Source organism: Stenotrophomonas acidaminiphila (assembly GCF_001431595.1).
In the GTDB taxonomy this organism is placed as follows: domain Bacteria; phylum Pseudomonadota; class Gammaproteobacteria; order Xanthomonadales; family Xanthomonadaceae; genus Stenotrophomonas; species Stenotrophomonas acidaminiphila.
In genome coordinates this window covers 1-14688 of sequence record NZ_LDJO01000043.1, presented here as the reverse complement: position 1 = coordinate 14688, position 14688 = coordinate 1, and the positions used below count along the sequence as shown (strand labels likewise).

General features: G+C 71.9%; 13 protein-coding genes and 1 tRNA gene. 10 read left to right on the top strand and 4 right to left on the bottom strand.

Annotation, left to right across the window (positions count from 1 at the left end; all coding sequences use genetic code 11):
- Nucleotides 1-4: 4 nt before the first annotated feature.
- Both bioF and bioB read right to left on the bottom strand, forming a co-directional pair.
- Complete coding sequence (gene bioF, locus ABB33_RS13385) at nt 5-1216, bottom strand: 8-amino-7-oxononanoate synthase (protein ID WP_056932430.1); 1212 nt, start codon at nt 1214-1216, stop codon at nt 5-7.
- A gap of 105 nt (nt 1217-1321) precedes the next feature.
- Nucleotides 1322-2350, bottom strand: coding sequence for a biotin synthase BioB (gene bioB / locus ABB33_RS13380; RefSeq protein ID WP_054662384.1), 1029 nt, complete (start codon nt 2348-2350; stop codon nt 1322-1324).
- Between the two features lie 49 nt (nt 2351-2399).
- On the opposite strand from bioB, the gene ABB33_RS13375 reads away from it, so the two are divergent.
- Nucleotides 2400-3128 carry a ComF family protein gene (locus tag ABB33_RS13375; RefSeq protein WP_056932445.1) on the top strand — a complete coding sequence of 243 codons (729 nt, stop codon included), beginning with the start codon at nt 2400-2402 and terminating at the stop codon, nt 3126-3128.
- Nucleotides 3129-3186: 58 nt separating this feature from the next.
- Nucleotides 3187-3762, top strand: coding sequence for an HdeD family acid-resistance protein (locus ABB33_RS13370; RefSeq protein WP_056932429.1), 576 nt, complete (start codon nt 3187-3189; stop codon nt 3760-3762).
- A gap of 54 nt (nt 3763-3816) precedes the next feature.
- Here ABB33_RS13370 and ubiA read toward each other — a convergent pair whose 3' ends face one another.
- Entirely contained in the window at nt 3817-4710 is an 894-nt protein-coding gene (gene ubiA, locus ABB33_RS13365; protein ID WP_056932428.1) for a 4-hydroxybenzoate octaprenyltransferase, read from the bottom strand.
- A gap of 150 nt (nt 4711-4860) precedes the next feature.
- Between ubiA and ABB33_RS13360 the strand changes: the two genes are divergently transcribed.
- The 7 genes from ABB33_RS13360 to ABB33_RS13330 all read left to right on the top strand — a co-directional run bounded on the left by ABB33_RS13360 (nt 4861) and on the right by ABB33_RS13330 (nt 13116).
- Nucleotides 4861-4937, top strand: a tRNA-Arg gene (locus ABB33_RS13360).
- A gap of 200 nt (nt 4938-5137) precedes the next feature.
- Nucleotides 5138-5974 (top strand): AraC family transcriptional regulator, encoded by an 837-nt coding sequence (locus ABB33_RS13355; RefSeq protein WP_056932427.1) that lies wholly within the window; start codon nt 5138-5140, stop codon nt 5972-5974.
- Nucleotides 5975-5977: 3 nt separating this feature from the next.
- Entirely contained in the window at nt 5978-7054 is a 1077-nt protein-coding gene (locus ABB33_RS13350) for an alpha/beta hydrolase family protein (RefSeq protein WP_056932426.1), read from the top strand.
- 159 nt (nt 7055-7213) lie between these two features.
- Complete coding sequence (gene lexA, locus ABB33_RS13345; protein WP_054662399.1) at nt 7214-7819, top strand: transcriptional repressor LexA; 606 nt, start codon at nt 7214-7216, stop codon at nt 7817-7819.
- On the top strand, nt 7820-8443 hold the full coding sequence (gene imuA / locus ABB33_RS13340; protein ID WP_056932425.1) for a translesion DNA synthesis-associated protein ImuA: 624 nt from the start codon (nt 7820-7822) through the stop codon (nt 8441-8443). It begins immediately after the preceding gene.
- Nucleotides 8444-8452: 9 nt separating this feature from the next.
- Complete coding sequence (locus tag ABB33_RS13335; protein WP_056932424.1) at nt 8453-9874, top strand: Y-family DNA polymerase; 1422 nt, start codon at nt 8453-8455, stop codon at nt 9872-9874.
- Entirely contained in the window at nt 9871-13116 is a 3246-nt protein-coding gene (locus ABB33_RS13330; protein WP_056932423.1) for an error-prone DNA polymerase, read from the top strand. The genes ABB33_RS13335 and ABB33_RS13330 overlap by 4 nt, the downstream gene beginning before the upstream one ends.
- Before the next feature lie 167 nt (nt 13117-13283).
- Here the strand turns inward: ABB33_RS13330 and ABB33_RS13325 are convergent, their stop codons facing one another.
- Nucleotides 13284-14432, bottom strand: a complete 1149-nt coding sequence (locus tag ABB33_RS13325) for a lipase family alpha/beta hydrolase (RefSeq protein ID WP_056932422.1) — start codon at nt 14430-14432, stop codon at nt 13284-13286.
- Nucleotides 14433-14606: 174 nt separating this feature from the next.
- On the opposite strand from ABB33_RS13325, the gene ABB33_RS19330 reads away from it, so the two are divergent.
- Nucleotides 14607-14688: transposase (locus ABB33_RS19330; RefSeq protein WP_248842455.1), on the top strand; the 82-nt coding region annotated here is incomplete at its 3' end.

Below are 14688 nucleotides of genomic sequence, written 5' to 3'. Positions count from 1 at the left end.
TGCCTCAGGCGCCGGCGGTGTTCAGCGACTGCTCGTAGGCCAGCAGGTCGCGCGCACGGGCGGTGGCCTCGACCAGGGTCTGCACCTGTTCGATCGTGTGCAGTGCCGACAGCGTGATGCGCAGCCGCGCCCTGCCCTCGGGCACGGTCGGCGGGCGGATCGCACCGACCATGAAGCCGGACTGCTCCAGCGCGGCGGCCAGCGCCATGACCGTGGCCTCGTCGCCGCACAGCAGCGGCTGGATCGGCGTCTCCGAGGGCATCAGCTCCAGGCCGTTGCGGCGTGCGCCGTCGCGGAACGTGGCGATCAGTTCGGCCAGCTTCTCGCGGCGCCAGTGGTCGCGGCGCGCCAGTTTCACCGCGGCCAGCGATGCGGCGGCCTGCGCCGGCGGCAGCGCGGTGGTGTAGATGTACGGGCGCGCGGTTTCGGCCAGGTGCTGGATCAGGCTGTCCTCGCCCAGCACCACCGCGCCATGGCCGCCCAGCGCCTTGCCCAGGGTGACCAGCTGCAGCGGCACTTCGTTCACGCCGAGCCCGGCATCGGCCACGCAGCCGCGGCCGTGTTCGCCGACCACGCCGATGCCGTGCGCGTCGTCCACGTAGAACAGCGCCTCCTGCATGCGCGCCACCAGCGACAGCGAGCGCAGCGGGGCGACATCGCCATCCATGCTGAACACGCCATCGGTAGCGAGCATGGCGGCGCCGTCGGCGGCGTTCTTCAGCTGGCGCATGGCGCCTTCGCTGTCCAGGTGCGGGTAGCGGCGCAGGCGGCAGCCGGCCAAGCGGGTGGCATCGAGCAGGCTGGCGTGGTTGAGGCGGTCCTGTACGCAGACGTCGCTCTCTTCGGACAGCAGCGCCTGCTGCACGGCGAGATTGGCCATGAAGCCGCTGTCGAACAGCAGCGCGCGCGGATAGCCGAGCCAGTCGGCCATCTCGTGCTCCAGCTGCTCGTGCAGCACGTGGTGGCCGCAGACCAGGTGCGATGCGGTGCTGCCGGCACCTTCGCGGCCGACGGCATCCTGCAGTGCGGCGACCACTTCGAACTGCTGCGACAGGCCCAGGTAATCGTTGCTGCAGAAGCCGGTGAGCCACTTGCCGCCGACTTCCAGGCGCACGCCGTCGCGGCGGCCGACGCTGCGGCGCACGCGGATGCGCCCCTGCGCTTGGCGGAGCTTGCGCTGGTCCTGCAGGCGGGCGAGGAGGTCGGAGCGGGCCATGGCGTCAGTTCATGGACGGGTGGGCGGCTAGCGTAACCGGTTGCCGCTGCAACCGCTTGCGGCGCGGCCCGGCTGCGCACCGCACGGACCGCGGGCGCGGTGGGCTCAGGCCGTGGCCGCGCAGTGCGGGGCGATGTCCAGGTGCACGGTGCCGGGATGGTCGTGGTCACCGGCATCCACCTCCACCTGCATCGGCGAGATTCCCAGCCGCGCGAACAGCGCCTGGTCGCGCGCGGTGTCCGGGTTGCCGGTGGTCAGCAGCTTCTCGCCGTAGAAGATGGAATTGGCACCGGCGGCGAAGCACAGCGCCTGCAGCTCGTCGCTCATGCTCTCGCGCCCGGCCGACAGCCGCACCATCGAGCGCGGCATGGTGATGCGCGCCACCGCGATCATGCGCACGAACTCGAACGGATCCAGCTCGGCGCTGCCATGCAGCGGCGTGCCGGCAACCTGCACCAGGCGGTTGATCGGCACCGAATCCGGGTGCGCCGGCAGGTTGGCCAGGGCCAGCAGCAGGCCGGCGCGGTGTTCGCGGGTCTCGCCCATGCCGACGATGCCGCCGCAGCAGGTCTTCAGCCCGGCGTTGCGCACGTGCTCGAGCGTGTCCAGCCGGTCCTGGTACTGGCGGGTGTGGATGATCGAGTCGTAATAGTCCGGCGCGGTGTCGAGGTTGTGGTTGTAGTAGTCCAGCCCGGCGTCCTTGAGCGCCTGCGCCTGGTGGCCTTCGAGCATGCCCAGGGTGGCGCAGGTCTCCAGCCCCAGCGCCTTCACCTCGCGGATCATCGCCGCCACCTTGGGGATGTCGCGGTCCTTGGGCGAGCGCCAGGCCGCGCCCATGCAGAAGCGCGAGGCACCGGCCTGGCGGGCGGCGCGGGCGCGGGCGACCACGCTGTCGGTGTCCATCAGTTTCTGCGCGTCCACGCCGGTGTCGTAGCGCTGCGCCTGCGGGCAGTAGGCACAGTCTTCCGGGCAGCCGCCGGTCTTGACCGACAGCAGGGTGGAGACCTGCACCTGCGCCGGGTCGAAATGTTCGCGGTGCACGCTGGCGGCGCGGAACAGCAGTTCGGGGAAGGGCAGGTCGAACAGCGCCAGCAGTTCCTCGCGGTTCCAGTCGTGGCGGATGACGGCGGACATGGGGGTTTCCTGACAGATCGGGCAACGGAAGCGGGGCAGTCTGGTGAGCATGCACCCGGCTGTCAACAAATCACGTGTCGATCTGGTTTACAGGATGGGCGGGGCCTTGTCCGGCCTGCTGTTCCCGCCCACGTGCCTGGTCTGCGCCGAGCCGGGCCCGCCCGGGCGCGACCTGTGCGGCGCCTGTGCCGGCACCCTGCCGTGGCTGGAGAACGCGTGCCGTGGCTGCGCCCTGCCGCTGCCGGCCGCCGAGCCGGACGGGGCGCTGTGCGGCGCCTGCCACGGCGGCCGCTCGCCGCTGGCGGCCGTGCATGCCGCGCTGCTGTACGCCGCGCCGGTGGACGGGCTGCTGCGGCGCTTCAAGTTCCATGGCGACCTGGCCGCCGGGCGCCTGCTGGCGCAGTTGATGCACGCCCGGCTGGCGGCGGTGGCGCGGCCGCAGGCGCTGGTGCCGGTGCCGCTGCACCTGTCGCGCCTGCGCCGGCGCGGCTACGACCAGGCGCTGGAACTGGCGTGGCCGCTGGCCCGCGCGCTGCGCCTGCCGTTGCGGGCCGGGCTGCAGCGCACCCGCGCCACCCGGGCGCAGTCGGAACTGGACGCGCCGGCGCGGCGCCGCAACCTGCGCACGGCCTTTACCGCCCACGGGCCGCTGCCGGCGCATGTGGCGCTGGTCGACGACGTGATGACCACCGGTGCCACCGTGCAGGCCGCGGCCCGTGCGCTGCGCCGGGCTGGCGTGGCGCGGGTCGATGCCTGGGTCTGCGCACGGGTGCCGTGAGCACGGCAGGGGTATGCTCGGATGACGGCTTCCCTCTGGATCAGCAAGGAGTGATGACATGAATGGCAACCCGGGTTTCCCTTCCGACACGCTGCTCGGTGCACTGTCGCGGCACTGGTGGGTGGTCCTGCTGTTCGGCCTGTTCGCGGTGGCCTTCGGCGTACTGGCGCTGATCGCGCCGGTGCGTACCGCGGCGGTGCTGGCCATGTGGCTGGGGGTGATGGCGATCGTCGAGGGCGTGGTGGCGCTGGCCGCGGCGGTCGGCGGTTCGGCGCCGGTATCGCGCGGCTGGACGGTGTTCTATGCGCTGGTGTCCATCGCCTTCGGCGTACTCGCCCTGCTCAACCCGCTGGCCACGGCGAGCGTGCTGCTGCTGTTCGTGGCGGCGTGGCTGGTGGTCGGCGGCATCTACCGCATCGTCTTCGCCATCCGCGTGCGCAAGCACATCCGCGGCGAATGGCTGCTGATTGTCAGCGGCCTGCTGGCGGTGGTGCTGGGCGTGCTGTTCGCGCTCAACCCGCTGGGCGGGCTGATGGTCACGTCGCTGTGGATCGGCGCGATGGCGCTGGTCTACGGCGTGCTGCAGGTGGTGGTCGCGTTCCGCCTGCGCCGGCTGGGCCGGACCGCGGCCTGAGCCGGCGGCCCGGCTGTCGATGCGCACGGCCCGCCGGGGGCGGGCCGTGGCGTGTCAGTCCAGGTACTGGCTGGCGACGATGCCGGCGAACAGCGCGGCCCCGACCCAGTTGTTGTGCAGGAACGCGCGGAAGCAGGCCTGGCGTTCGCGCGTGCGGCATATCCAGAATTCCCAGGCCACCAGCGCCGCGGCCACGCCGAGGCCGGCCCAGTACGGCATGCCCAGCCCGGCACGCTGGCCGGCCAGCGCCATCGCCGCGAAGAACAGCGCGTAGAGGATGCCCTGGATCACCAGGTCCAGGTCGCCGAACAGGATGGCGGTGGAGCGCGAGCCGACCTTGAGGTCGTCGTCGCGGTCGACCATCGCATACCAGGTGTCGTAGGCGGTGGACCACAGGATGTTGGCCGCGTACAGCACCCAGCCCAGCGGCGGCACTTCGCCCTGCACCGCGGCGAAGGCCATCGGGATGCCCCAGCCGAAGGCCATGCCCAGGTAGACCTGCGGCAGGTGGGTATAGCGCTTGAGGTAGGGGTAGGTGGCGGCCAGGAACACGCCGACGAAACTCAGGCCGATGGTCAGCGCGTTGAGGGTCAGCACCAGCGCGAACGCGACCAGCATCAGCCCGGCGAACAGCGCCAGCGCCTGGCGCCCGGACACCGCGCCGGTGGCCAGCGGGCGGTCCTTGGTGCGCTTGACGTGCGGGTCCAGCCAGCGGTCGGCGTAATCGTTGATCACGCAGCCGGCCGAGCGGGTCAGCCACACGCCGGCGGTGAACACGAACAGCGTCCACGGTGCCGGCATGCCATCGGACGCCAGCCACAGCGCCCACCACGTCGGCCACAGCAGCAGCAGGGTGCCGATCGGGCGGTCGGCGCGCATCAGTTTCCAGTAGCTGGCCAGCCGCGACGGTGCCGGCGCCGGCTGTTGTTGGTAGCGTTCGTAACCCATACGCACAGGTTACCAGCCGGGCCCGGCGGTCCGTTGCCATGCGCCGATGCGACAGGGGCAGACCTGCGCATGCATTTACCGTTAGAATGCGCCTCCGCCCGGCAGCGCCGGACGGTGGGGAGCCCCCTGGCTCCCGCAGCGACACACAACGCGCCCGTAGCTCAGCCGGATAGAGTAGTGGCTTCCGAAGCCATTGGTCGGGGGTTCGAATCCCTCCGGGCGCGCCATCTTCGATGTCGCTTCGTCGTGATTGCCGGCCTTCGCGTCTGGCGTTGCGGCGTTCGATGCCGTGCATCGCCCGTGGCGTGCATATCGCCGGCGTCACGGTGGCGCCCGCGATGGAATGCCTGCATGTGCCGCAAGAACTGCTAAACGCGGCGTTTCCGGCTCCGCTATTCTTGCCGGCGTTCGACAGGCAGGACGCATCTTGAGCGCAACGGCAAAAGTGCTGTGGCACATCGAATGCCATGACGATGGCGCGCTGGCGCTGGCGGATATCGCCGCCGCGGTGGGGCTGTCGCCGTTCCATCTGTCCCGCATGTTCCATGGCCGTACCGGTACCCCGTTGATGCGCTACCTGCGCGGCCGGCGGTTGACCCTGGCCGCGCGGCGCCTGGCCCAGGGCGGCGACGACATCCTGCAGCTCGCGCTGGACAGCGGTTATTCCACGCATGCCGCCTTTACCCGCGCGTTCTGCGGCCAGTTCGGCAGCACCCCGGCGCAGGTGCGCGAGCACGGGCTGGCGTCCCTCGCCCTGGTGGACGCGCTCAAGCTGGACGAGGCGGCCGCGGGTAACGGGATCGCGCTGTGGCGGGCCGCGCTGCCGGCGTTCTCGGTCGCCGGCATCGGCCGCCGCCATACCTGCTTCAGCAACGGCGAAATCCCCGGCCAATGGCAACAGCTCGATCGCCAGTGGCCGCGGCCGGCACCGGTCAGCTACGGGGTCTGCATGAACCGCGACGGGGACGGGGCGTTCGATTACATCGCCGCGGTGCCGCTGGACCCGGCGCAGCCCCCGCCGCGCCACTGGCAGCGTGTCGACCTGCCGGCGATGCGCTACCTGGTGGCCTGGCACGCCGGCCACGTGTCCTCGATCCGCTCGACCTGGCGCTGGCTGCGCGAGCACTACCTGCCCACGGCGCGGATCGCGCTGGCCGACACGCCGGCATTCGAGCGCTACGACCCGCGCTTCGACGACCGCAGCGGCAACGGCGGCGTGGAGATATGGCTGCCGCTGGCTGAAATCCCGCAACGACCGGAGTGATCGATGTCCTTTTTCCACTCGGCCCTGGCGCTGGCGCTGGGCGCGCTGCAGCTCGCTCCCGCCCCGCCGCTGCCCAAGGCGGGCGAACGGACCGGCGTGGCCACCTCGGCGACCGCCGCCATCCGCGATGCCGGGCAGCGCGATGCCCTGCGCTTCACGGTGTGGTATCCGACGCACACGGCACGTGCGGAAACGCCGCTGTCGATCGGCCCGCCCGACGCCCCGCTGTTCCAGGAAGCGGGGCGGGTCGAGGACGCACCGGTCAGCGGCGGGCGGCTTCCCACCCTGCTGCTGTCCCACGGCAATGGCGGAACGGCGCGGATGATGGGGTGGCTGGGAACGGCGCTGGCCCGCGCGGGCTACCTGGTGATTGCCGTCGACCACCCCGGCAACAACGGCATCGACCCGATGACCCTGGCCGGCAGCGTGCTCCCCTGGTTGCGCGCCGATGACCTGGCGACGGCACTGGCGGCGGTGCAGGCAGATCCGGTGCTCGGCGCGCATGTGGATACGGCGCGGCTCGGCCTGGTCGGGTACTCGGCCGGAGGGTTCACCGCGCTGGTTGCCGCCGGTGCGCGCCCCGACATGCCGCGCCTGGCGCGCTTCTGCGCCGCGCATCCCGACGATGGCGTGTGCCGCCCGCAGGACGAGTCGCCCACGCACACCCAGGCCGCCCGCGTGGCCGCGGCGGCCTCCCCGGAACTGGCGCCGCATGTCCGCCAGGCGGGCCAGTCCCGCGCGCTGCCCGGGGTGCGCGCGGCCTTCCTGCTGGCACCGGCGATCGTGCAGGCGTTCGACCCGGCGGAACTGGAGGCGCTGCAGCTCCCGCTGTCGATCATGGTGGGCACGGACGACGCGGTGGCCGCCCCCGCCAGCAACAGCGACGTGGCCGCGGCGCTGGCCGGCAACGCCGTGATCCGCCACCTCCCCGGCGTGGCCCACTACGACTTCCTGTCCGAGTGCACCCCGCTGGGAGCGGACCGGCTGCAGGGGCTGTGCCGGACCGCGGTCCCGAAGGCCGCCACGCATGCGGCGGCGGTGGACGAAGCCCTGCGTTTCTTCGGCGAAAACCTGCGCTAGCCGGCGCCGGCCGCGTATCCGGCGCGGGCGGGTCCGGTACCGGCCACGGCACCGGGGAACAACGGCCCCGCCATCGCGCGGCGGGCCGCTTCCGGCATTTCGCGTAACCCGCAGGCGGCACTGGCTACGGTGCCCGTCTGGGTGTACAAATGTACACCCATGATCCCTGCCGACCTGCCACCGCAGCGCGCCGCCGTCCTTGCCTTCCTGCGCCGGGAGCTGGCGGCCGGGCGCGCACCCAGCCTGGCCGAGATCGCCGCGGCGTTCGGCTTTGCCTCGCGCAACGCCGCGCAGAAGCACGTGCAGGCGCTGCTGGCTGACGGCCTGCTGGAGCAGCTGCCGGGGCGCAAGCGCGGCCTGCGCCTGCCCGGTGGCGACGCCGACCTGCTGCCGTTGCCGGTGCTCGGGCGGGTGGCCGCGGGCCCGCCGATCGGGGCCGACATCGGCCTGGACCAGCAGTTCTGGCTGGACCGGCGGCTGTTCGCGCTGCGCCCGGACTACCTGCTGCGGGTACAGGGCGATTCGATGATCGACGACGGCATCCTCGACGGCGACCTGGTCGGGGTGCAGCGCACGCCCGAGGCGCGCGACGGCCAGACCGTGGTGGCGCGCGTCGATGGCGAGCTGACCATCAAGCGCCTGCAGCGCGGGCCGCGATGCATCCACCTGCTGCCGCGCAACCGCGCGCATGCGCCGATCGAGGTGCGGCCGGGCCAGGATTTCGCCATCGAAGGCGTTTACTGCGGGCTGGTACGCCCGGCTTAAATGGGCACCGTGGTCGCCCTCGACAGCCTGCTGGCGGCGCAGACGCTGTGGCACGCCGGGCGTGCCTCGGCCGCGGCGCTGGGCGAGCCCACCGGCCATGCCGCGCTCGATGCGCTGCTGCCGCAGGGTGGCTGGCCGCGGCATGCGCTGACCGAACTGCTGTTGCCGGCCGATGGCGTGGGTGAGCTGGCGCTGCTGCTGCCCACGCTGGCGCGGCTGAGCCAGGCCGGCGCCACGGTGGCGGTGGTGGCGCCGCCTTATGTGCCCTACGCCCCGGCCTGGCAGGCCGCGGGCGTGGCGCTGGAACGGCTGGAGATCGTCCAGGCCATGCCACGCGATGCGCTGTGGGCGTTCGAGCAATGCCTGCGCAGTGGCGCCTGCGGAGCGGTGCTGGGCTGGCCGCGGCAGGCCGACGCGCAGGCGCTGCGGCGGCTGCAGGTGGCGGCCGACAGCGGCCAGTGCCTGGGCTTTGCCCTGCGCGACCGCCGCCATGCGGCCAATCCCTCGCCGGCCGCGCTGCGCCTGGAAGCGGTGCGCGACGCGCACGGCGGCAATGCCTGGCAGGTACGCAAATGCCGCGGCGGCCCGGCGCCGGCGCGCGCCTTTGCCCTGGCCACGCGGTGAGGCGCGGCCATGCTCTGGGCCTGTGTACTGCTGCCGCAACTGGCGCTGGATGCCGTCCTGCGGCGATGCCCTGATCCGCAGGCGCCGCTGGCGCTGGTCAGTGGCCCGGCGCAGCTGCGCACCCTGCAGGCGGTCAACGCCGCCGCGGCCGCTGCCGGGGTGCGGGCCGGCATGCGCCTGACCGCCGCGCATGCGCTGCTGCCCGGGTTAGCCCTGGTCGAACACGACCCGCAGGCCGAGGCGCGCTGGCAGCGCTTCCTGGCCGCCTGGGCCTACCGCCACAGTTCGCTGGTCAGTGCGCAGTGGCCCGGCTGCATCGTGCTGGAAGTACGCGCCAGCTTCGCCCTGCTCGGGCCTTGGCCGCGCATCGAGGCGCGGCTGCGCGAGGAACTGCGACTGCTGGGTTTCACCCACCGCATCGGGCTGGCGCCGACGCCGCGCGCCGCGCAGGTGCTGGCCGGCCTGCGCGACGGCCTGGCGGTGACCCAGCCGGCGGCGATGACGACGCTGCTGGACCGCGTGCCGGTGGCGCGCGCGCGGCTGCCGGACGATGCCGGCGAGCGCCTGCGGCACATGGGCATCGGCGACCTGCGCACGCTGCGTGCGCTGCCGCGCGATGCGCTGCGCCGGCGTTTCGGCCTGCCGCTGCTCGACCACCTGGACCGGCTCTACGGACAGGCCGACGACCCGCTGGCGTATTACGCGCCGCCGGACCACTTCGACGTGCGGCTGGAGCTGGGCTACGAGGTCGAGAGCCACACCGCGCTGCTGTTCCCGCTGCGCCGCCTGGTCGGCGACCTGTGCACTTACCTGTCGGTGCGCGACGGCGGCGTGCAGCGCTTCGTGCTGCGGCTGGAGCACGAGGAGGGCCACAGCGACGTGGCGGTGGGACTGCTGGCCGCCGAGCGTGAGCCGGCGCTGCTGTTCGAGCTGGTGCGCAACCGCCTGGAGCAGGTGCGGCTCGAGCGGCCGGTGGTGGCGCTGCGCCTGCTGGCGCGGGAACTGCCGCCATTCGTGCCGGCCGCGCGCGACCTGTTCGATCCGCGTACGCGCCAGCAGCAGCCGTGGCCGCAGCTGCGCGAGCGGTTGCGCGCACGGCTGGGCGATACCGCGGTGCATCGCATCGCGCCGACCTGCGATCCGCGCCCGGAGCGTGCCTGGCGGCCGCTGCAGGGCGACGAGGCGCGCATCGGCGATGCCGCGCCGGGCCTGCCGCCGCGCCCGGCCTGGCTGCTGCCGCAGCCGGTGCCGCTGCGCGACCCGCGCCTGCGCATCGTGTCCGGCCCGGAACGGCTGGAAAGCGGCTGGTGGGACGGCGACGACGCGCGCCGCGATTACTACGTGCTGGAAACTTCGCAGGGCCAGCGCGCCTGGGCCTTCGCGCCGCCGGGCGAGCAGGGCGGCTGGATGCTGCACGGGTGGTTCGCATGAGCCGCCGCGAAGCCCGCGATTCACATGCCGGCACGCGTGCGCCGCGCGCCTGGGAAGTGGCGCAGCGGCTGGGTGGCGAAGCCGCCAACGATGGCGCGCCCGGCGAGGACGACCTGCCCGCCTATGCCGAACTGCATTGCCTGTCGGATTTTTCCTTCCTGCGCGGTGCGGCCAGCGCCGAGCAGCTGTTCACGCGTGCGCGCGCCTGCGGCTACGAAGCGCTGGCGATCACCGACGAATGCTCGCTGGCCGGCATCGTGCGCGCCTGGGAGGCGGCACGCGCCAGCGGCGTGAAGCTGGTGGTCGGCAGCGAGTTCGCCCTGGGCTGCGGCCTGCGCTGCGTATTGCTGGTGGAAACCGCCGCCGGCTACACGCGGCTGTGCGAACTGATCAGCCGCGGCCGCCTGGCGGCCGGCAAGGGCACGTACCGGCTGGCACGCGCGGACGTGGAGTCGGTGCTGGGCGACGCCGGTGCCGAGGCCTCGGGCCTGTTCGCGTTGTGGCTGCCGGGCGCCGAGCCGCAGGAGGAACAGGGGCGCTGGCTGCAGGCCGTGTTCGGCGCACGCGCGCACCTGGCGGTGGAACTGCACCGCGAACAGGACGATGCCGCGCGCCTGCAGCGGTTGCTGGCGCTGGCCGATGCGCTGGCGATGACGCCGCTGGCCAGCGGCGACGTGCACATGGACGTGCGCCGCCGGCGCATGCTGCAGGACACGATGACCGCCATCCGCCATAACCTGGCGCTGGCCGAATGCGGCGCGCACCTGTTCCGCAATGGCGAGCGCCACCTGCGCACCCGCCGCGCGCTGGGCAACATCCACCCGCCGGCACTGCTGGACAACGCGGTGCGGCTGGCGCGCCGCTGTAGTTTCGACATGGATCAACTGCGCTACGCGTACCCGACCGAACTGGTGCCTGCCGGGAACACGCCCAGCAGCTGGCTGCGCGAACTGACCGAGCGCGGCATGCGCGAGCGCTGGCCGCAGGGAACGCCGGCCGACGTCGTGCGCCAGATCGAGGACGAGCTGGAGCTGATCGCCTACAAGCAGTACGAGGCGTTCTTCCTGACCGTGCAGGACATCGTGCGCTTCGCCAGGGAGCGCGGCATCCTGTGCCAGGGCCGGGGTTCGTCGGCCAATTCCGCGGTGTGCTTCGCGCTGGGCATCACCGTGGTGGACCCGGCCGAAAGCCGGCTGCTGATGGCGCGCTTCCTGTCGCGCGAACGCGACGAGCCACCGGACATCGACGTGGACTTCGAGCACGAGCGGCGCGAGGAAGTGCTGCAGTACGTCTACGCCAAGTACGGCCGCCACCGCGCTGCCTTGGCGGCCACCGTGATCCGTTACCGCGGCAAGAGCGCGGTGCGCGACGTGGCCCGTGCCTTCGGCCTGCCGCCGGACCAGATCGCGCTGCTGGCCGGATGCCATGGCTGGGGCAATGGCGAGGTGCCGATGGCGCAGCGGCTGCGCGAGACAGGCTTCGACCCGGACAACCCGCTGATCCGGCGGCTGATGGCGATCACCGCGCAGTTGAACGGCCACCCGCGCCACCTGTCGCAGCACGTGGGCGGTTTCGTCATCAGCGATGCGCCGCTGTCCACCGTGGTGCCGGTGGAGAACGCGGCCATGGACGGGCGCACCATCATCCAGTGGGACAAGGACGACCTGGAGACGATGAAGCTGCTCAAGGTCGACTGCCTGGCGCTGGGCATGCTCACCTGCATCCGCAAGGCGCTGGACCTGGTGGAGCGCCACCGCGGCCAGCGCATCGACCTGGCACGGTTGCCGGCCGGCGACGAGCCGACCTACGCCATGATCCAGGCCGCCGACACCGTGGGCGTGTTCCAGATCGAATCGCGCGCGCAGATGAGCATGCTGCCGCGGCTGAAACCGGCGTGTTTCTACGACCTGGTGATCGAGGTGGCGATCGTGCGCCCGGGGCCGATCCAGGGCGGCATGGTGCATCCGTACCTGCGCCGGCGACAGGGCAGGGAGGAGGCCACCTGTCCCGAGGCGTTGCGGGAAATCCTCGGGCGCACCTGCGGCATTCCGCTGTTCCAGGAACAGGTGATGGAGCTTGTCATCATCGCCGCCAGGTACAGCCCCGGGGAAGCCGATGGCCTGCGTCGCTCGATGGCGGCCTGGGGCCGCGGCGGGGACATGGAGCCGCATCGCGTCCGCATCCGCGAACGGATGCAGGCCAACGGCTACTCCGACGAATTCATCGACCAGATCTTCGAGCAGATCAAGGGCTTCGGCTCCTACGGCTTCCCGCAGAGCCATGCCGCCTCGTTCGCCAAGCTGGTCTACATCAGCAGTTGGCTCAAGCGCCATGAACCGGCGGCCTTTGCCTGTGCGCTGCTCAACGCGCAGCCGATGGGCTTCTATTCGCCCAGCGAGATCGTCCAGGACGCGCGCCGCGACGGTCACGGCGGACGCCGCGCGGTGGAGGTGCGGCCGGTGGACGTGACCTGCAGCGACCGGGACAACACCCTGGAAGGCGGGCGGGCACGCCGTGGCCCGGATGACGACGACGGCCAGCCCGCCATCCGCCTGGGCCTGCGCCAGGTGGCCGGGTTGCCTGAAAGCGCGGCGCTGGCCATCGTCGCCGCGCGTGCCAGGCGCCCGTTCGCCGACGTGCGCGACCTGTGCCTGCGCGCCGGCCTGGACGAGCGGGCGCGGCGCGCGCTGGCCGAAGCCGGCGCGCTGCAGACACTGGCCGGGCACCGCCACGCCGCACGCTGGGAAGTAGCCGGCATCGAACGGCAGCGGCCGCTGCTGCCCGGCAGCCCCGACGAGGAGGCGGTGGTGCTGCCGGCGCCTTCGGCCGGCGAGGAGGTGCTGGCCGATTACCGGGTGCTCGGCCTCACCCTCGGCGAGCATCCGCTGTCGCTGCTGCGCGCGCGGCTGCAGCGCGAGCGCGTGCTCGACATCGCCCAGGTCCGGCAACTGCCGCACGGGCGCGGCGCCCACGTGGCCGGCATCGTGGTGCAGCGGCAGCGCCCGGGTACGGCCAAGGGCACGGTGTTCGTCACCCTCGAGGATGAGCATGGCCCGCTCAACGTCGTGGTCTGGCAGGACCTGGCTGCACGCCGGCGCAAGGTACTGCTGGGCGCGCGGCTGATGGCGGTGCGCGGGCGCTGGGAACAGGTCGATGGCGTGCAGCACCTGGTCGCCCGTGACCTGCACGACCTCAGCCACCTGCTGGGCGACCTGCAGACCCAATCGCGGGATTTCCACTAGCGCGGCGCATCGGCGCAGTGCCGCGGCACCGGCCCGCGGCAGGCGCTGCGCTGCCTTCGCGGCGCCCGGCAATGCCGCTAGTCACACCGTGCGTACTGGCGTGCCGCCGTCACCTCCGTTCAATCACCCGCCAGCAGAGCGCGGGCGTGAGCGCCGGGCCTCCCGCGTCACTGCCAATCGGACAGCGCGATCTTCAGTTCCGCGGCGAAACCCTTGGTCGAAGACACCGGCACCGTGAACACGCGCGGTGACTGCTGGCTGATGCCGATCGCCCTGTCGCTGGCGCTGTCCAGTTCGGCCTGCGTCTTGGGGCCGCCGGCCCACTGGTCGTCGCCCCAGACATAGCGCAGCCGCCAGCCATCGCCATCGGGCCGGGCGAACAGCACCAGCGTGTTGCGGAACAGGTATTCGCCGGGAATGTGGTTCTTCAGGAACAGCGCGCCATCGACCTCGTAGCCGGCGTTGCACACCGCCAGCTCGATCGAGAACGCGACCTCGCTGCCGGCGGTGATGCGGCGGCTGTCCAGGAACACCGAGAACAGCACCGGCGCGCGCGCATCGCGGCGCACGTTGCCGTCGGCGTCGAAGATGTCGCCGTACTCGCGGCGCACCGCCGATTCGTTGGCCTGGGTGCGCGCGGTGAGCTGGTAGGTATAGGCGCCGCGCGGCGCCACCGTGGCCTCGATGTAATACGAGGAGCGCACCTGCCTGCCGCGCCGGCGTGCGGCCCCGACCTCCGGTGGCAGCGCCAGCGCGGTGATGTCCAGCTGCGCGGTGGCGCAGATGTCGCCGAACAGGAAGCGCGACAGGTTCTGGTACCCCTCCTCGGAATTGACGATGCCGAAATAGCCACTGTGGCTGCGGTTGACGAACGCGCGCGGCGCGCCCTCCACCCAGGCGTTGGCGATGCGCACCAGGCCGTCGCTGAGCGCGCCGACCGCGAACGAGGACAGGCCACGCGCCACCGCGTAGTCGCGGCTGTTGGTGCCGACCAGGCAGAACATACGCTCGGGCGGGAAGCCGGAATCGCCCAGGGTGTTGACCTTGTCCCTGGGGACCTTCAGGTAGCGCGCCATGTTGCCGCGATTGAAGTTGTTCATGTCGTTGATCGACAGCAGGTCGGGCACGTTGATGCCGGCGATGTCGATGCCGTTGTGCGGGGTGGCGTAGGTGAACACCTTGTCCACCAGCGTGCGCGCCTCGGTGCTGGCCACTTCCGGGTTCTGCAGCAGGCAACGACAGATCAGCCCACCCATCGAGTGTGCCACCAGGTACACGCGGAAGTCGCGGCGCTGGTTGGCGTTGTTGCCGCACACGCTGTCGCGCAGCTCCAGGATGCGCTGGCCCAGGCTGGCCGCGGCTTCGGTGATCGACGGCGCCTTGCCGTCGCCGAACGCGGGGTCGGCTACGTCGTAGTAGCGGTGGATTGGACCGGCCAGCCTTTCGTAGACACTCGGACGCCATAATTGATGGCAATGACCGAGGTGTTTATGGGCAACAGCAAGCAGTACACGGATGAGTTCCGCGCAGAGGCGGTGAAGCAGGTAATCGAGCGCGGCTTTACAGTCGTGA